The organism is Streptomyces sp. NPDC086554 (assembly GCF_040686095.1).
Lineage (GTDB): Bacteria > Actinomycetota > Actinomycetes > Streptomycetales > Streptomycetaceae > Streptomyces.
In genome coordinates this window covers 42,152-57,860 of record NZ_JBFBJK010000041.1, presented here as the reverse complement: position 1 = coordinate 57,860, position 15,709 = coordinate 42,152, and the positions used below count along the sequence as shown (strand labels likewise).

At 69.8% G+C, this 15,709-nt stretch carries 18 protein-coding genes; 7 read left to right on the top strand and 11 right to left on the bottom strand.

The genetic code is table 11. The annotated features are described in order from the left end of the window. Positions 1 to 116: 116 nt before the first annotated feature. Entirely contained in the window at positions 117 to 689 is a 573-nt protein-coding gene (locus tag AB0O76_RS41200; protein WP_365502378.1) for an FABP family protein, read from the bottom strand. A gap of 256 nt (positions 690 to 945) precedes the next feature. Between AB0O76_RS41200 and AB0O76_RS41195 the strand changes: the two genes are divergently transcribed. Both AB0O76_RS41195 and AB0O76_RS41190 read left to right on the top strand, forming a co-directional pair. Continuing rightward, positions 946 to 1,308, top strand: a complete 363-nt coding sequence (locus AB0O76_RS41195; RefSeq protein WP_365502376.1) for a DsrE family protein — start codon at positions 946 to 948, stop codon at positions 1,306 to 1,308. A 24-nt stretch (positions 1,309 to 1,332) separates the two neighbouring features. Beyond that, complete coding sequence (locus AB0O76_RS41190; protein WP_360776396.1) at positions 1,333 to 1,596, top strand: DUF3099 domain-containing protein; 264 nt, start codon at positions 1,333 to 1,335, stop codon at positions 1,594 to 1,596. 96 nt (positions 1,597 to 1,692) lie between these two features. Here AB0O76_RS41190 and AB0O76_RS41185 read toward each other — a convergent pair whose 3' ends face one another. The 7 genes from AB0O76_RS41185 to AB0O76_RS41155 form a co-directional block, all read right to left on the bottom strand. Beyond that, positions 1,693 to 1,980, bottom strand: coding sequence for a DUF1416 domain-containing protein (locus AB0O76_RS41185; protein WP_135330954.1), 288 nt, complete (start codon positions 1,978 to 1,980; stop codon positions 1,693 to 1,695). Between the two features lie 45 nt (positions 1,981 to 2,025). Further along, on the bottom strand, positions 2,026 to 2,871 hold the full coding sequence (locus tag AB0O76_RS41180; RefSeq protein ID WP_365502374.1) for a sulfurtransferase: 846 nt from the start codon (positions 2,869 to 2,871) through the stop codon (positions 2,026 to 2,028). A gap of 158 nt (positions 2,872 to 3,029) precedes the next feature. After that, on the bottom strand, positions 3,030 to 3,110 hold the full coding sequence (locus tag AB0O76_RS41175; RefSeq protein WP_351007875.1) for a putative leader peptide: 81 nt from the start codon (positions 3,108 to 3,110) through the stop codon (positions 3,030 to 3,032). A 201-nt stretch (positions 3,111 to 3,311) separates the two neighbouring features. Continuing rightward, on the bottom strand, positions 3,312 to 4,064 hold the full coding sequence (locus AB0O76_RS41170; RefSeq protein WP_365502373.1) for a DUF2993 domain-containing protein: 753 nt from the start codon (positions 4,062 to 4,064) through the stop codon (positions 3,312 to 3,314). 121 nt (positions 4,065 to 4,185) lie between these two features. Then, on the bottom strand, positions 4,186 to 5,319 hold the full coding sequence (locus tag AB0O76_RS41165) for a hypothetical protein (RefSeq protein WP_365502371.1): 1,134 nt from the start codon (positions 5,317 to 5,319) through the stop codon (positions 4,186 to 4,188). Then, positions 5,316 to 5,576 carry a MoaD/ThiS family protein gene (locus tag AB0O76_RS41160; protein WP_365502369.1) on the bottom strand — a complete coding sequence of 87 codons (261 nt, stop codon included), beginning with the start codon at positions 5,574 to 5,576 and terminating at the stop codon, positions 5,316 to 5,318. The genes AB0O76_RS41165 and AB0O76_RS41160 overlap by 4 nt, the downstream gene beginning before the upstream one ends. A 33-nt stretch (positions 5,577 to 5,609) precedes the next feature. Then, entirely contained in the window at positions 5,610 to 6,503 is an 894-nt protein-coding gene (locus AB0O76_RS41155) for an alpha/beta fold hydrolase (protein WP_365502367.1), read from the bottom strand. 263 nt (positions 6,504 to 6,766) lie between these two features. On the opposite strand from AB0O76_RS41155, the gene AB0O76_RS41150 reads away from it, so the two are divergent. The 5 genes from AB0O76_RS41150 (at position 6,767) to AB0O76_RS41130 (ending at position 12,029) form a co-directional block, all read left to right on the top strand. Continuing rightward, positions 6,767 to 7,591 carry a response regulator transcription factor gene (locus AB0O76_RS41150; protein WP_365502365.1) on the top strand — a complete coding sequence of 275 codons (825 nt, stop codon included), beginning with the start codon at positions 6,767 to 6,769 and terminating at the stop codon, positions 7,589 to 7,591. Between the two features lie 23 nt (positions 7,592 to 7,614). Then, on the top strand, positions 7,615 to 8,637 hold the full coding sequence (locus tag AB0O76_RS41145; protein ID WP_365502363.1) for a LacI family DNA-binding transcriptional regulator: 1,023 nt from the start codon (positions 7,615 to 7,617) through the stop codon (positions 8,635 to 8,637). A 112-nt stretch (positions 8,638 to 8,749) separates the two neighbouring features. Further along, entirely contained in the window at positions 8,750 to 9,736 is a 987-nt protein-coding gene (locus tag AB0O76_RS41140; RefSeq protein WP_365502361.1) for a trypsin-like peptidase domain-containing protein, read from the top strand. A 143-nt stretch (positions 9,737 to 9,879) separates the two neighbouring features. Further along, positions 9,880 to 10,602: a response regulator transcription factor gene (locus tag AB0O76_RS41135; RefSeq protein WP_135330944.1), complete on the top strand. Its 723-nt coding sequence runs from the start codon at positions 9,880 to 9,882 to the stop codon at positions 10,600 to 10,602. Beyond that, positions 10,599 to 12,029 carry a HAMP domain-containing sensor histidine kinase gene (locus tag AB0O76_RS41130; protein WP_365502359.1) on the top strand — a complete coding sequence of 477 codons (1,431 nt, stop codon included), beginning with the start codon at positions 10,599 to 10,601 and terminating at the stop codon, positions 12,027 to 12,029. The genes AB0O76_RS41135 and AB0O76_RS41130 overlap by 4 nt, the downstream gene beginning before the upstream one ends. Here AB0O76_RS41130 and AB0O76_RS41125 read toward each other — a convergent pair. The 3 genes from AB0O76_RS41125 to AB0O76_RS41115 form a co-directional block, all read right to left on the bottom strand. After that, entirely contained in the window at positions 12,026 to 12,232 is a 207-nt protein-coding gene (locus AB0O76_RS41125) for a DUF5988 family protein (protein ID WP_365502357.1), read from the bottom strand. The genes AB0O76_RS41130 and AB0O76_RS41125 overlap by 4 nt on opposite strands. Before the next feature lie 64 nt (positions 12,233 to 12,296). Then, on the bottom strand, positions 12,297 to 13,622 hold the full coding sequence (locus AB0O76_RS41120) for a DUF2993 domain-containing protein (protein ID WP_365502356.1): 1,326 nt from the start codon (positions 13,620 to 13,622) through the stop codon (positions 12,297 to 12,299). A gap of 97 nt (positions 13,623 to 13,719) precedes the next feature. Next, positions 13,720 to 15,567: a bifunctional metallophosphatase/5'-nucleotidase gene (locus AB0O76_RS41115; protein ID WP_365502354.1), complete on the bottom strand. Its 1,848-nt coding sequence runs from the start codon at positions 15,565 to 15,567 to the stop codon at positions 13,720 to 13,722. Between the last annotated feature and the right edge of the window lie 142 nt (positions 15,568 to 15,709).

The following is a 15,709-nucleotide window of genomic DNA, read 5'->3' as shown; positions in this document are numbered from 1 at the left end:
GGGCGACAACGCGGAGCGTTGGCAACCGACGACAACGCCGCAGATGTGCGTGCCAGGGGTCGCGACCCCGGCAGGACCCATCGGACAGGCCCTAGGCGCAGTTGACGATTGCGGGCCTACTTGAAGAAAGCGATGCCGTCGTCCGGCAGGTCACCCAGGCCGCGGGCCATCTCGGCGACCTCCTCGGGCGATACGACCTTCTTCAGCTGCGCCGACATGTACGGCCGCAGCGGCACCTCGGGGGTCTGCTTCTCGCCGACCCACATCAGGTCGCTCTTCACATAGCCGTAGAGCCGCTTGCCACCGGTGTACGGGCCGGACGACGCGGTGCGCGCGACGGCGTCCGTGACCAGGTCGATCTGCGGCTTCTGGTCGGCGAGCTCGCCGTACCAGATCTCGACGACGCCACTGTCGCGGACCATCACGACCTCGACCTTGCGGTCCTTGTCGATGCGCCAGTAGCCCGACTCGGACTCGAGCGGCTTGACCTTGTTGCCCTCGGCGTCGAGGACCCAGGTGTTCGAGCGGTACTCGATGAAGTCGCGCCCGTCATGGCTGAAGGAGACTTCCTGGCCGAAATTCGCCTTCTCGGCGCCGGGGAAGTCGGTGACGCCCGCGCCGGCCCAGTTGCCGAGGAGCCAGACGAGGGGAACGAGGTCGGGGTGCAGGTCGGACGGAATCTCGATCATGGGAGGCTCAGGCGTTCTCTAGACGGCGTACGGGTACAGAAAGGCGTACGGGCTCAGCGCTGACCCTGGTACAGCTTCTTCACGGAGAGGCCGGCGAAGGCGATCACGCCGACGCAGACCAGAACCAGCAGGGCGGAGAAGAAGGCCTCAAGCACGGGGTGCTCCTCGGTGAGCTATCGGGGCAGGTATCAGAGCCGCTCCCACTCTAGTAGGGCGCGGCCGGACTCTCCCGGCGAGGTGGCCTTACGATGCGGCCATGGCGAAGAAGCTCGTGATCAAGGTGACCGCGGGGGCCGATGCCCCCGAGCGCTGCTCGCAGGCCTTCACGGTGGCGGCCGTGGCCGTGGCCAGCGGGGTGGAGGTCTCGCTCTGGCTGACCGGCGAGTCGTCATGGTTCGCGCTGCCGGGCCGGGCAGCGGAATTCAATCTTCCGCACGCGGCACCGCTGCCGGACCTGATCGACTCGATCCTGGCCGCCGGACAGATCACGCTCTGCACGCAGTGCGCGGCCCGCCGCGAGATCACGGAGAAGGACGTACTCGACGGGGTACGGATCGCGGGCGCCCAGGTCTTCGTGCAGGAGGCCATGACGGACGGCACGCAGGCCCTCGTCTACTGAGCAACCCAGCCGTACGCTGGACTTATGTACGCGCGACGCCGCCATGTGTACTTCACCATGATGGGGACGTGCATCGCCCTGTTCGTCCTGGCATGGGGCGTCGTGCGTCTCTGGTCGATCCCCGTGGCCGTCGGCATGTGTGTCGTGGCGATGGTGATCCCGCCGGTGGCAGCCATGGTGGCGAACCGCCGCGGCCCCGAGGACCGCTGGTGGGACGACCCGTCGGGGGACCCGAAGTCCGACGAGTGGTGGGACGAGCTCGACGGCAAGCGCCGGCGGCAGCCGTAGCCGGGCCGCCCCCGTCGTAGCCGAAGGGCCGCACCCCGTCCAGTGGCGTCCAACCCCCTGGGGTGCGGCCCTTCAGCCGTCAGTGATCCGCTGTCGTCAGACGGCGATCGCGACCTCCGAGAGGCCGCCCGTCTGGGCGACGACCGTGCGGTCGGCCGTGCCGCCCGGGATGAGGGCGCGCAGCGTCCACGTGCCCTCGGCCGCGTAGAAGCGGAACTGGCCGGTCGCCGAGGTGGGGACCTCGGCGGTGAACTCGCCGGTCGAGTCGAGCAGGCGGACGTAGCCGCTGACGGGCTCGCCGTCGCGGGTCACCTGGCCCTGGATGGTGGTCTCGCCGGGCTTGATCGTCGAGGCGTCGGGGCCGCCGGCCTTCGCTCCACACATATCGTTCGTCCTATCTGGTCACTGCTGACTGCGGTTCGGGGAGGGTTACTTGTTGGCGCCGAGCTCGATCGGGACGCCGACGAGGGAGCCGTACTCGGTCCACGAGCCGTCGTAGTTCTTGACGTTCTCGACGCCGAGGAGCTCGTGCAGCACGAACCAGGTGAGCGCCGAGCGCTCACCGATGCGGCAGTACGCGATGGTGTCCTTGGCCAGGTCGACCTGCTCGTCGGCGTAGAGCTCCTTGAGCTCGTCGTCCGACTTGAAGGTGCCGTCGTCCTTGGCGTTCTTCGACCACGGGATGTTGCGCGCGGACGGGACGTGGCCCGGACGCTGCGACTGCTCCTGCGGAAGGTGCGCCGGGGCGAGCAGCTTGCCGCTGAACTCGTCGGGCGAACGGACGTCCACCAGGTTCTGCGAGCCGATGGCCTTCACGACGTCGTCGCGGAAGGCGCGGATCGAGGTGTCCTGGGGCTTGGCCTTGTACGAGGTGGCCGCGAGCTGCGGCACCTGGTCGCCGTCGACCAGGTCGCGGGAGTCGAGCTCCCACTTCTTGCGGCCGCCGTCGAGGAGCTTCACGTCCTGGTGGCCGTAGAGCTTGAAGTACCAGAAGGCGTAGGAGGCGAACCAGTTGTTGTTGCCGCCGTAGAGGACGACGGTCGAGTCGTTCGCGATGCCCTTGCCGGAGAGCAGCTTCTCGAAGCCCTCCTGGTCGATGAAGTCGCGGCGGACCGGGTCCTGGAGGTCCTTGGTCCAGTCGATCCGGATCGCGTTCTTGATGTGGTTCTTGTCGTACGCGGAGGTGTCTTCGTCGACCTCGACGATGACAACCTTCGGGTCGTCGATGTGGGCCTCGACCCAGTCGGCGTCTACCAGGACGTCGCTGCGGCTCATACTTCTTCTCCTCCGGGGCAGTTGCGGCGGGGCTGCGGTGCTGATGCGAGGGGATGCCGGGTACGGGCGGTGATGGCGCGGTGGCGCGGCGTACACGGCACGGGGTGGCCCTGACGAGGGTCAACGGGCCGGGGGGACACGGGAGTCGGAGCTCCCGCTCAGAAGGTGCGACAGAGCATGGCGGCGACGCGGCACAGGTCTACTGCCCGCCGCTTCGTGAGGTCCGCCTGTCGTTGCATGCGTCCGATCGTAGGGACGCAGGGGCGGCCGTGTCACCGGCGTGTCGGATGATGAGACGCGATCATCCGCATAGTGGGATTCGTTGAACGCGGAAGCCGCCCGCGCGGCGGCGGGGGCGGTGTTCACCCCCGCCGCATCCATCGCGCGGACGGCTCTGTCTCGTACTGCGGAACGGCCGCTGTACGCGGCCCCGCCCGGCGTCAGCCCGCCAGCTTCACGTTCGTGCCCTTGACCGAGATGTCCACGCCGTCCTGCGCCGCCTTCACCTCGTCGATCCTGATGCCGCCCGGAAGCCCGCCGACCTTCTCCTCGAAGTCGGTGACATCGCGGACGAGGCCCTCGGGGAGCGGGATCGTCACGCCCATGACCTCGAGGTTCTTCGGGATCTCATCGGCGTGCACCTTGATCGTGTCGTCCTCGACGCGGACCGAGCTCAGCACGTGCACCGGCTTCGGCAGCTTCACGCCGCCCTTGCTCACCTCGACCTCGACCTTGATCTTGCCGTTGCCGCCGTCGGAGAGGCCGACCACCTTGCCGGTGGCGCCGAGCGGCAGCTTGACCGGCTCGCCCTGGGACTCCTTGAGCAGCTCGTCGTAGGAGATACGGGCCGTGCCGCTCGCCTTCTCCGCGGTCGCGGAGCTGTAGTCGCCGGAGAACTCGACGCCCTGCATCCGGGCGTTCAGATCGGCGATACGGATCTTGTCGGAGCCGGAGGTGGCGTCGTAGTCCTTGATGCCGATCTCGACGTCGTCGAGCGTGCCGCCGGCGACCTGGGTCAGGAAGGGGAAGCCCTTGATCGAGACGTCCGGCGTCTCACTGAGCCCCTCGCTGGTACGCAGCTTGTCCGCGACCTCGTCCTCCGCGAATCCCACCGCGAGACGGTCGGCGCCCACGAACAGGCCGCCAAGGATCACGACGACGATCAGAAGTATTCGCACTGCGCGCTTGCTCATGTCCGGTGTTCCCCCGCCTCAGCTGTCGATGCCGCGAGCCTAAAGGACAGGTCCCCGGCGGTGGGTGCCCGGCCGGGGACCTGTCGATCAGCTGTGACGATCAGTTCAGTCGTACGCCGTTTCAGCCGATCACGCGGCCGAGCACGTAGACGGCCGGGGCGGCGGCCGCGAGCGGCAGGGCGACGCCCGCCGTCATGTGCACGAAGCGGGACGGGTAGTCGTAGCTGGCCACCCGGTGGCCGATCAGCGCGCAGACACCGGCGCCGAGGCCGAGCAGGGCGCCCTTGCCGCCGTAGTCGGTCATGCCGCCGACGGCGACGCCCGCCCCGGCGGCAGCGAGCAGCGCGACGACCACGGATGCGGCCGTCGGCAGCGGAAGGGCGCGGGCCAGGACGGCGACGGCCACGGCGATGGCGCCCACGGTCACGGCGTCGTCGGCCGCCGCGAGGTGCCCGGCCGCGACGATCGCGAGCGCGGCGGAGGCGACGGTGGCCATGAGCCCGTACATCCGCTCGTCGGCGGATGCCCGGCTGCGCAGCTGCAGCACGAGCACGAGCAGCACCCACACGCCCAGGGTGCCCAGGATCGCGGCGGGCGCGTTCTCCTTGCCGGTGGCGAGCAGCGCGACGTCGGCGACGACACCGCCGAGGAAGGCGAGCGCGATGCCCTGCCGGGCGGGCCACATCCCGTTCAGCCGGAACCACCCGGCGGCGGTGACGGCCTGCAGCACGATCAGCGGTACGAGGAGGGCGTACTGCCCGATGGCGGCGCCCCCGGCGAGCAGAAGCCCGAGAACGGCGGTGATCCCGGCGGGCTGAATCCCGGGCTCGATGATCGGCGACCGCCCCTCGGCGCGGGCGCGCTGAGCATCGGTGATCCGGGCGTTACCGGTGGTGGTGGCGGGTCCGTAGCTGTCGGCCACGGATACGTCGCCCGCGGCCGGCGCCATGGCAGCCCCGTCGCCCGCCCCCGCCATGCCCTCAGTGCCGGGTTCCGCATAAGCAGGCGGAGGCGTGTCGTACGCCGGGGTCTCCGGAGGCAAGGCCTGCCCGTAGGTCTGCGGAGGCAGATACGCCGTGTCCGTCACGTCCGCCACAGGCGAAGGCTGGATCTGCGTGTCCCAGGTCTGCCCTTCCCACTGCTGGGTGTAGGCGTCCTGGGCGTACGCCTGCTGGGGGTACTGCTGCTCAGGGGGATACCCCTGCTGCTGATACGGGTCGTAATCCCCGTACCCCTCGTACCGCTGATCGCTCATAGCGCTCCTCCTGCGAACGGCGGGAGCACCTCGACCGTGCCGCCCTCGGCCAGCCGTACCGTCTCATGCCCGCGGGTCCCCACGGGGTCACCGTCGACGAGGAACGAGCATCGCTGCAGCACACGGACGAGCTCCCCGGGGTGCCGCTCCCGCGCCGCGTCCAGCGCCTCGGCGAGCGTCACCGCCGCGTACGGCTCCTCCGCGATCCCCGCGGCCGCCTTGGCCGCGGCCCAGTAACGAATGGTCCCGTTAACCACGCGGCGCCCCTCTCGGTAGGTCAGTTCAATAGGTCAGTCGGCGGTTGCCGACGTCCATGATGCCGTGGCCCACTCGGCGATCCGACCGAGCAGCGCGTCGTCCGCCGCATGCTCCGCGTGCCCCATCCCCCGCTCGAGCCACAGTTCCGCCCTGCCGTCCGCGGCAGCGGCCAGCATCCGCGGATGGTCGACCGGGAAGTACGCGTCCCGGTCCCCGTGCACGATGAGCAGCGGCGTCGGCGCGATCCGCGGGACCGACTCGACCGGCGAGAGCGGGACCGGGTCCCACTCGTCCGGGTGGATACGGGTCCGAAGGCCGAGCCGCCCCACGGCCCGCCCCACCGGCCGCGTCACCAGCCAGTGCAGCCGCCGCATGGGCGCGGTCCCCCGGTAGTACCAACGGGCGGGCGCGCTCACCGCGACCACCGCGTCGACCCGCGCATCAATCTCCACGTCAATCTGCGCGTCAACCCGCGCTTCCGTGCGCCCCCCATGCGCGGGACCGCTGATCGCCGCGTGCCGCAGGACCACCGAGCCGCCCATCGAGAAGCCCACGGTCACCACCCGCGCATGCCCGAGCGACCGCGCCCACTCCACGGCGGCCGCCAGATCGAGCACCTCGCGGTCGCCGACCGTGGAGAGCCCGCCGGACGCCCCGTGCCCCCGGAAGGAGAAGGTGATCACGGCCGCACGCTGTGCGAAGACACCCGCAGCGCGGCGCACGTGCGGCCGCTCCAGGTCGCCGGTGAAGCCGTGCGCGAGCACGATCGCGAGGTCGCACGCCGGGTCGGGTCCGGGGTCGTACGCTGCGTCGATGTCGACGCCGTCCCGTGTACGGAGCGTTGCGCGCCGTTGAACGCGGGAGGGATCGCGAGTGATCGGCGGCACAGAAGATCCCGCCGCTTGGCCTGCCGGACCGGAAGTCATGTGGGCTATTCTCCTTGGCAGAGGATCCGGGCAGCGAAGCCCCCGGGTCCTTTCGTGCTTTCTGAGGCCTTGTATACGAACGAGCGAATCGGTCGTTACGAAGTTGGAGGAATCGCACGTGGGAAGCCCAGGGCGCGGGCTCCCGCCGCAGGAAACAGTACGAAGCAGTGCCGTAAACGTCCTCGCAGGGACCGAGGAGGAACCGACGTTATGGGCGAGCGAAACGTGCACGACCGTAAGACGACCCAGGCAGGTGGGCGGCGATGAGTTCTCTGCTGCTCCTCACCAATGCCCTTCAGCCGTCGACGGAGGTGCTTCCCGCCCTCGGCCTGCTGCTGCACAACGTGCGGGTGGCCCCCGCCGAGGGCCCGGCCCTCGTCGACACCCCTGGTGCCGACGTCATCCTGATCGACGGCCGCCGTGACCTCCCGCAGGTCCGCAGCCTCTGCCAGCTGCTCCGCTCCACGGGACCCGGCTGTCCACTCGTCCTCGTCGTCACCGAGGGCGGCCTCGCGGCCGTCACCGCCGACTGGGGCATCGACGACGTACTTCTCGACACGGCGGGGCCCGCCGAGGTCGAGGCGCGCCTCCGTCTCGCGATGGGCCGGCAGCAGATCGTCGCCGACGACTCCCCGATGGAGATCCGCAACGGCGATCTCTCCGTGGACGAGGCGACGTACAGCGCGAAGCTGAAGGGCCGGGTCCTCGACCTGACCTTCAAGGAGTTCGAGCTGCTCAAGTACCTGGCGCAGCACCCGGGGCGCGTCTTCACGCGGGCCCAGCTCCTCCAGGAGGTCTGGGGCTACGACTACTTCGGCGGTACGCGGACGGTCGACGTACACGTACGACGGCTGCGCGCGAAGCTCGGTGTCGAGCACGAGTCGCTCATCGGCACCGTCCGGAATGTCGGCTATCGCTTCGTCACGCCGGAGAAGGTCGACCGTGCGGCCGACGAGGAGAAGGCGAAGGCGGCGCGGCCCAGGGCGGAGGGCGAGCGCGAGGAGGGCGCGGGGAAGGCGGCACCCGCCGCGGCGCCCGCCCCTGTGTCTCCGCCGAAGGAAGCTGCCGTACGCCCTGCCCAGCGGTAGTTCCATCCGCGTAGACTCCGCGCGTGGCCAAGGTGACTCGGGATGACGTGGCGCGACTTGCGGGTACTTCCACCGCCGTCGTCAGCTACGTGATCAACAACGGACCCCGGCCGGTTGCCCCGGCCACGCGCGAGCGTGTACTCGCCGCGATCAAAGAGCTGGGGTACCGGCCGGACCGGGTCGCCCAGGCCATGGCGTCGCGGCGGACCGACCTCATAGGCATGATCGTGCCGGACGCGCGGCAGCCGTTCTTCGCGGAGATGACGCACGCCGTGGAACAGGCGGCCTCCGAGCGCGGAAAAATGGTGCTCGTCGGCAACACGGACTACGTGGACGAGCGCGAGGCCCATTACCTGCGGGCGTTCCTGGGCATGCGGGTCTCCGGTCTGATCCTCGTCAGCCACGGCCTGACGGATCAGGCCGCGGCGGAGATCGACGCGTGGGACGCGCGGGTCGTGCTGCTGCACGAGCGGCCCGAGGCGATCGACGACGTGGCGGTCGTGACGGACGACCTGGGCGGCGCACAGCTCGCCACCCGGCATCTCCTGGAGCACGGCCACGAGTACGTCGCTTGCGTCGGCGGCACGGCCGAGACCCCGACCGTCGGTGACCCGGTCTCCGACCACGTCGAGGGCTGGCGGCGGGCCATGCGGGAGGCCGGGCTTTCGGTGGAGGGACGGCTTTTCGAGGCGCCGTACAACCGATACGACGCGTATCAAATGGCGCTGGGTCTGCTCGCCGGGCCGGATCGCCCGACCGCGATCTTCTGCTCGACGGACGACCAGGCGATCGGTGTGCTGCGGGCGGCGCGGGAGCTTCGCATCGATGTCCCCGGGGAGCTGGCGGTCGCCGGTTTCGACGACGTGAAGGAGGCGGGCCTGACGGACCCGCCCCTGACGACGGTGGCGTCCGACCGCCCCGCGATGGCCCGCGCGGCGGTCGATCTTGTGCTGGATGACGGGCTGCGGGTCGCCGGTTCCCGGCGGGAGCGGCTGAAGCTGTTCCCCTCGCGGCTGGTGGTCCGGCAGTCCTGCGGCTGCAACTAAGCGCTCGACTTCACCCGGGCTTGACCGTCTTTATAACGGGCATACGCGGTTCTACCGGTGTTCTCAGGGCGTCCTCAGACCCCTCTCATGAAGGCCCCGCAGCCTAGAACCCATGACCGACACCTTCCGCCACAGCGGCGAGTACCCCCAGCAGCCGCAGGCCGCGTACCCACCTCCGCCCGCTTACGCACCGGAAGAGCCCCCGAAGCCCCCGCGCCGACGGGCGAAGGGCCCCCTCGCGCTTCTCGCCGCCGTGGCCATCGCGGCAGCGGCGGTAGGTGGCGGAACCGCCTACGCCTTCCAGGAGCTGACCGGCAAGGACGGCTCGACCGGCACCAGCGCCACCAGCACCGACGTCGTGCCGACCAGCCAGAAGGGCACCGTCTCCGGCGTAGCCGAGGCCGTCAGCCCCAGCATCGTCGAGATCAGCGCCAAGTCCAGCGCGGGCTCCGCCACCGGCTCCGGCGTGATCATCACGGACGACGGCGAGATCATCACCAACAACCACGTCATCTCCGGCGCCTCGTCGGTCAAGGTGACGACGAACGACGGCAAGTCGTACGACGCCGAGGTCGTCGGCACCGACAGCAAGAAGGACCTCGCGCTGATCAAGGTCGAGGGCGCCTCCGGGCTGAAGCCCGCCAGCCTCGGCGACTCCGACAACGTCAAGATCGGCCAGGACGTCGTAGCGATCGGCTCCCCCGAGGGCCTGACCGGCACCGTCACCAGCGGCATCATCTCCGCCCTCGACCGCGACGTCACCGTGTCGACGGGCGAGGGACAGCAGCAGCCGGGCGGCGGCGAGGGCGGCTGGCCGTTCGAGTACGGCGGCGAGCAGTTCAACGGCGACACCGGCTCGTCGAAGACCACGTACAAGGCGCTGCAGACCGACGCCTCGCTCAACCCCGGCAACTCCGGCGGCGCCCTCATCGACATGAACGGCAACATCATCGGCATCAACTCCGCGATGTACTCGCCCAGTTCGGCCCAGGGCGGCAGCGGCGACGCCGGCTCGGGCAGCGTCGGCCTCGGCTTCGCCATCCCGATCAACACGGTCAAGGCCGACCTCGACACGCTGCGGGCTGGCTCCACCGACTGACCACGCCGACCCGACCGGCGACCCGACACCGATCCGGCGGGGCTCGGCCTCCCGCTGACCGTCGCGCGCCGCAAGCCCCGCGCCCGCGTGCGAGGCTGATGAAGGACCCGTCCGAGACACACGTACCCGAGGAACCGACACCGATGAGCCCCGCCGAAGGCGAACAGCAGCAGCGCATCCTGATCGTCGACGACGAGCCCGCCGTGCGGGAGGCGCTGCGGCGCAGCCTCGCCTTCGAGGGGTACGGCACCGAGGTCGCCGTCGACGGCGCCGACGCCCTGGAGAAGGCCGCCGCGTACCGTCCCGACCTCGTCGTACTGGACATCCAGATGCCCCGCATGGACGGCCTCACGGCGGCACGCAGGCTCCGCGCCACCGGGTCGACCACGCCCATCCTGATGCTCACCGCGCGCGACACCGTCGGCGACCGCGTCACCGGGCTCGACGCGGGCGCCGACGACTACCTGGTCAAGCCGTTCGAGCTCGACGAGCTCTTCGCCCGCATCCGGGCGCTCCTGCGCCGCAGCTCGTACGCGGCCGCGTCCGGGCAGGCCGAGGAGGGCGACACGCTCGCCTTCGCCGATCTGCGGATGGACCTCGCGACGCGGGAGGTGACGCGGGGCGCGCGGACGGTCGAGCTGACCCGCACCGAATTCACCCTCCTCGAGATGTTCCTCGCGCACCCGCGCCAGGTCCTCACCCGCGAGCAGATCCTCAAGGCCGTCTGGGGCTTCGACTTCGAGCCCTCGTCCAACTCCCTTGATGTGTACGTGATGTACCTGCGCCGCAAGACGGAGGCGGGGGGCGAGCCGCGGCTCGTGCACACGGTGCGGGGTGTGGGGTACGTGCTGCGGGCGGGCGAGTGAAGGGCCTGGTCCGGCGGTACCGCGCGCTGCCGTTGCGCTCTCGGCTCGCGATGCTGGTCGCCCTCGCGGTGGCCGTGGCGGTCGCCGCGAGCGCGGTGGCCTGCTGGTTCGTCGTACGGAACGTACTGATCAGCTCGCTGGACGACGCGCTGAGCGCCAACCGGGTGCGGACCGCCGATGTGATCAGCCGGATCGACGTGGAGGGGAACTGCCAGCGTTCGGTGATCCGGGACAAGAACGACCCCGATCTGTTCAAGCAGACGATCCAGGTCGTCGACCAGCGCGGCGGCCACTGCACCATCCTCGGCACCCAGGACCTCAAGGTCACCGAGGCGGACGCCGCCGTCGCCAAGGGCGAGTCCCGCGAGGTGTACCGCACGGCCATCGCGTCGAACGGCGTCAAGTACCGCGCCCTGACCTACCCGCTGGAGGGCCCGCAGGGCCTCGCGGTCACCGTGGCGCGTCCGCTCAGCGAGGTCGACGACACCCTGGACAACCTGGTTCTCGTGCTCACCTTCGTGGCCGGCATCGGCATCGTCGGCGCGGGCGCCGCGGGTCTCTGGGTGGCCCGCACCGGGCTGCGCCCCGTCGACCGGCTGACCGAAGCCGTCGAACACGTCGCCCGCACCGAAGACCTGAACCTCCGCATCCCCGTCGACGGCGACGACGAGATCGCCCGGCTCTCGGAGTCCTTCAACTCCATGACCGCATCGCTCGCCTCATCCCGCGACCTGCAACAGCAGCTCATCGCCGACGCGGGGCACGAGCTGCGCACCCCCCTCACCTCGCTCCGTACGAACATCGAGCTGCTCGCCCGCAGCGAGGAGACCGGACGGGCCATTCCGCCCGACGACCGCAAGGCGCTGCTCGCATCCGTCACGGCGCAGATGACCGAACTCGCCGCGCTGATCGGTGACTTGCAGGAGCTGTCGCGGACGGACGCGGGACCCGGCGGCAGGGTTCAGGTGGTCGCGCTGCACGACATCGTCGAGGTCGCCCTGGAGCGGGCGCGTCTGCGCGGGCCCGAGCTGACGTTCACCGCCGATCTCGCCCCCTGGTTCGTGCGTGCGGAGTCGGCGGCGCTTGAGCGGGCCATCGTGAACATTCTGGACAACGCGGTGAAGTTCGGGCCGCCGGGCTCGACCGTCGAGGTTGCCCTGAAGGACGGCGCGCTGACGGTCCGCGATCACGGCCCCGGCATCCCCCCCGAGGAACTCCCCCACGTCTTCGACCGCTTCTGGCGCTCCCCGTCGGCCCGCAGCCTCCCCGGCTCCGGCCTCGGCCTGTCCATCGTGGCCCGCACGGTGCACCAGTCCGGCGGCGAGGTGGAACTGCGGCCCGCGTCGGGCGGCGGCACCGTGGCGACGGTGCGCCTCCCAGGGGCGGCTGCCCCGCCGCCGAGAACGCCTGATCAGGCCGGTGCTTAACCCGGCAACTCCGTGCGCTCCCACCATTCGTAAACAGGCAGGCGGCCTGCGGCGGTGTCCTCGTGGCGTGCGGTGGCTCGGAAATGCTCGTATCCGCCACGGAACGGGATCTTGAGCTCGATTCCGGGTGGGGTGACGTCGACGATCCGCTCAGGCAGATCGTCGGGGCCGCCCTCAAGGAACGCTTTCGGTGCATTGGTCATGCTGAGAGTTTCCCCCTGGAGGGCGGTCCGGCTCGCCCGTGACGCGCCGAAGGCCTGGTGCCCCTCACTTGCCGATGCCGAGCCCCGCCCCGATCAGCTGCACCCTGATCCCGTCCTTCTGCACGCTCACGTCCTGCAGCCACACGTTGCCCGACCCGGGCAGCTTCGGAAGCCGGAAGGCCAGCGTCAGGCGGTCGGCGAGTACGGGGCGGGTGAGCTCGGAGAGGCCCTTGAGGAGGGCGGGGTCCAGGCCCAGCTTCTTCAGGAGCTCGGGGTGGCCCATCGCGACGTCGATGAGGTTGAGGCCCATCACGTCGTTGATGAACTTCGGGGAGCCGACCAGCTCGTTCAGCTTGGCGTCGCTCTGCAGGGCGTCGCTGACCACGGAGTCGGGGACGCCAAGACGATCGACGATCGACGGGACGGAGAGCAGCGCCTTCGCCTTGGCGGTCTCCTTGGTGAGCCGGTCCGCCGTGGCCTTGCTGAGGTGCAGGCCCTCGGACTCGCGGGTGCCGGGCCGGTAGGTCGCCAGGTCGCCGATCTGCAGGCTCATCCGGCCGATGTCGGTGGAGATGCCGCGGTCGCCGTTGCGCTGGATGCGGGCGTCGGCGCGCACCTTCAGGTCGTGCCCGGCGACGGGCAGCGTGCCGCGGGCGAGCACCTGGTCGCGGCCGTGGCCGCTGAACGTGACCTGGGAGGCGCCCAGTTCACGGTTGAGGTCCTCGAAGGAGAGCAGCACCTCGCCGTGCATCTCGCGGATGAGGGCGCCCTTGATGTCGGTGGGGCCGTCGCCGCTTATCTGTACGTCGGTGGCGGTGGCGGAGACCTGGGCGAGCGAGATCCGGTCGGCGGCGACGTCGGGGACGGTGACCTTGACCTTGTCCACGCGCTTGTCGAGGACCTGGGTGAGGAAGGGGAAGCCCTCGATGTCGACCTCGGGCGCGGCGCTCAGGTGCAGGGACTCCTTGAGCTTCTCGGCGGCCTCGTGCTCGGCGTAGAGCAGGGCCCAGCGGTCGCCGAGCGCGAGGAAGGCGGTGGCGACAAGGAGGGCGACGACGGCCTTCCCGGCGAGCGGAAGCCCGGCGAAGCGGTTGCGGCGGCGACTGCGGCGGCGGTGGTTCGGGGGCTCCCAGGGGGCGTCGTCCGCGTCCGTGCCGTCGGCCTCGTCCTCGTCCGCGTCCTCGTGGAGGAAGTCCTCCAGCGGGTTCGGCGACGCGAGGGCGCCCAGCTCGTCGTACGGGTTGAGCGGAGCGGTCGTTTCCGCGGGCGACTCGCCTGCTGCTGATGCCGCTGATACTTCAGGGGGAACCGATTCGGCGTGCCAACCATCAGACGGATAGGCCTGGTTGCGATCGGGCGGAAGCGTGGCCTCGCGGTGGGGGGAACGCATCAGCTGATTTCACCATACGTTCACACCCCACCCCAAGCCTCACTTACGGTAAGTACCGTTTTCGGCCACTTACTGAGTGCGATTGTTAACGCGCCATTCACTTCACGACGGTGATCCTGTCCGCCTTGGGCGGCGTGATCGGCTTGTCCGCCGAGGAGTTGGCCGTCAGGTAGTCGTTGAACGCCTTCAGGTCATCGCCGCCGACCAGCGGCTTCGTGCCCTTGCCGAGCTCGGCGAAGCCGTCGCCGCCGCCCGCGAGGAATGAGTTCATCGCCACACGGTACGTGGCGGCCGGATCTATCGCCTTGCCGCCCAGCTTGACGGAGTCGGTGACGACGCGGTCGGCGCCGGTCTTGGTCATGTCGAGGGTGTACGTCAGGCCTTCCGAGATCTGCAGGATCTTCGGGGACGCCTCGTTGGGCCCGCTCACCTGCTGCTTGAGGCCGGTGATGAGCTGCGCGCCGGTGAGGTCGACGAGATTGACCGTGTTGCTGAACGGCTGCACGGTGAAGCCCTCGCCGTACGTCACCACACCGTCACCCTCACTGCCGCTCGCCTTGAAGACCAGGTCGGAGCGGATGCCGCCCGGGTTCATCAGCGCCAGATCCGTCTGAGGGTCGAGCGACTTGCCGTGCGCGAGCTGCGCGTCCGCGATCAGGTCGCCGAGCGGCGCCTCGGGAGCGCCTGCGCCGCGCCCCGGAATGTCGGCGGAGATGAAGCCGACGGGCTTGTTGGCGACGGGCTCGGCCAGCTTGTTCCAGCGCCCGATGAGCGAGGTCATGTCCTTGGCCTTGGCCTGCTCTCGGCTGACCACGTGGTTCGCAGACTTCACGGACGTACGGACGATGTCTTTCGTCTTCCGGTCGTACGTGAGCGTCGTGTCCGTGTAGAGCTTCCCGTAGGACGAGGCGGACGTGACCATGCGGGGCTTGCCCGCCGGGTCCGGGATGGTGCACACGTACGCGGAGTGCGTGTGGCCCGTGACCAGCGCGTCGACCTTGGGCGTGATGCCCTTGGCGATGTCGGTGATGGGGCCCGAGATGCCGTCGCCCGCGCCCGGGGAGTCACAGTCGTAGTTGTACGCCTGGCTCGCGGGCGAACCGCCCTCGTGGATCAGCGTGACGATCGACTTCACGCCCTGCTTGTCCAGCTCCTTGGCGTACTTGTTGACCGTCTTGATCTCGTCGTGGAACTTCAGGCCCTTGACGCCGTCGGCGGAGACGATGTCGGGCGTGCCCTCCAGGGTCACACCGATGAAGCCGACCTTGACGCCCTTGTGCTTCCACACCCAGTACGGCTTGAGGATGGGCTTGTCCGTCTTCTCGTCGGTCACATTGGCCGCGAGATAGGGGTAGTCGGCCCCCTTGAACTCCTTGCCCTCCTCGAAGCAGCCGTCCTTGGGGTGACAGCCGCCCTTCTGCATGCGGGCCAGCTCCTTGGCCCCCTCGTCGAACTCGTGGTTCCCGACGCTGGTGACGTCGAGGTCCAGCTTGTTCATGGCCTCGATGGTCGGCTCGTCGTGGAAGAGGCCGGAGAGCAGCGGGCTCGCGCCTATGAGGTCACCGGCCGCCGCGGTCACGCTGTAGGGCTTGTCCTTGCGCGCCGTACGGAGCGACGTGGCGAGGTACTCGGCACCGCCCGCGTCGATCTTCTTCTCGGTCCCGTCGGGCTGCTTCTCCGTCACCTGGCCCGAGGAACCGGCCGGCGGCTGCAGATTGCCGTGGAAGTCGTTGAAGGACAGCAGCTGCACATCGACCGTGCGCTTCTTGGCAGCGGCGGACGCGGAATCCTGCCCGGCGGACTGCCCGGCGGACGACCCGGCGGACGACCCGGCGTTCGCGGGCAGCGCGGCGGCCATCGCGCCGAGCGTGGCGAGACCGGCGGCGACGGCGAGCAGGCGAGTGGCCCGGCGTCTGGTTCTGCGCGGCTGTGGTGTGGCTGACACGTGTCCCCCTGGGATGGGTGTGAGGCGGCTGGAGGCGGTGAGACTCCGTGCGCAGCCTAGGGTCAACGCGCGTAGCGCGACAGGGGGTTGCCGGTTACGGGCCGGTTGCCATCGAGGGCGTTACGGGCGCTTGGGACAAAGC

What these genes read in the sequence shown, in the direction of transcription:
- AB0O76_RS41120 (WP_365502356.1), bottom strand. Translation starts at nt 13,622, where the DNA reads ATGCGTTCCCCCCACCGCGAGGCCACGCTTCCGCCCGATCGCAACCAG.
- AB0O76_RS41185 (WP_135330954.1), bottom strand. Translation starts at nt 1,980, where the DNA reads ATGTGTGGAGCGAAGGCCGGCGGCCCCGACGCCTCGACGATCAAGCCC.
- AB0O76_RS41150 (WP_365502365.1), top strand. Translation starts at nt 6,767, where the DNA reads ATGAGTTCTCTGCTGCTCCTCACCAATGCCCTTCAGCCGTCGACGGAG.
- AB0O76_RS41175 (WP_351007875.1), bottom strand. Translation starts at nt 3,110, where the DNA reads ATGCAACGACAGGCGGACCTCACGAAGCGGCGGGCAGTAGACCTGTGC.
- AB0O76_RS41170 (WP_365502373.1), bottom strand. Translation starts at nt 4,064, where the DNA reads ATGAGCAAGCGCGCAGTGCGAATACTTCTGATCGTCGTCGTGATCCTT.
- AB0O76_RS41190 (WP_360776396.1), top strand. Translation starts at nt 1,333, where the DNA reads ATGTACGCGCGACGCCGCCATGTGTACTTCACCATGATGGGGACGTGC.
- AB0O76_RS41155 (WP_365502367.1), bottom strand. Translation starts at nt 6,503, where the DNA reads ATGACTTCCGGTCCGGCAGGCCAAGCGGCGGGATCTTCTGTGCCGCCG.
- AB0O76_RS41135 (WP_135330944.1), top strand. Translation starts at nt 9,880, where the DNA reads ATGAGCCCCGCCGAAGGCGAACAGCAGCAGCGCATCCTGATCGTCGAC.
- AB0O76_RS41200 (WP_365502378.1), bottom strand. Translation starts at nt 689, where the DNA reads ATGATCGAGATTCCGTCCGACCTGCACCCCGACCTCGTTCCCCTCGTC.
- AB0O76_RS41195 (WP_365502376.1), top strand. Translation starts at nt 946, where the DNA reads ATGGCGAAGAAGCTCGTGATCAAGGTGACCGCGGGGGCCGATGCCCCC.
- AB0O76_RS41165 (WP_365502371.1), bottom strand. Translation starts at nt 5,319, where the DNA reads ATGAGCGATCAGCGGTACGAGGGGTACGGGGATTACGACCCGTATCAG.
- AB0O76_RS41180 (WP_365502374.1), bottom strand. Translation starts at nt 2,871, where the DNA reads ATGAGCCGCAGCGACGTCCTGGTAGACGCCGACTGGGTCGAGGCCCAC.
- AB0O76_RS41140 (WP_365502361.1), top strand. Translation starts at nt 8,750, where the DNA reads ATGACCGACACCTTCCGCCACAGCGGCGAGTACCCCCAGCAGCCGCAG.
- AB0O76_RS41125 (WP_365502357.1), bottom strand. Translation starts at nt 12,232, where the DNA reads ATGACCAATGCACCGAAAGCGTTCCTTGAGGGCGGCCCCGACGATCTG.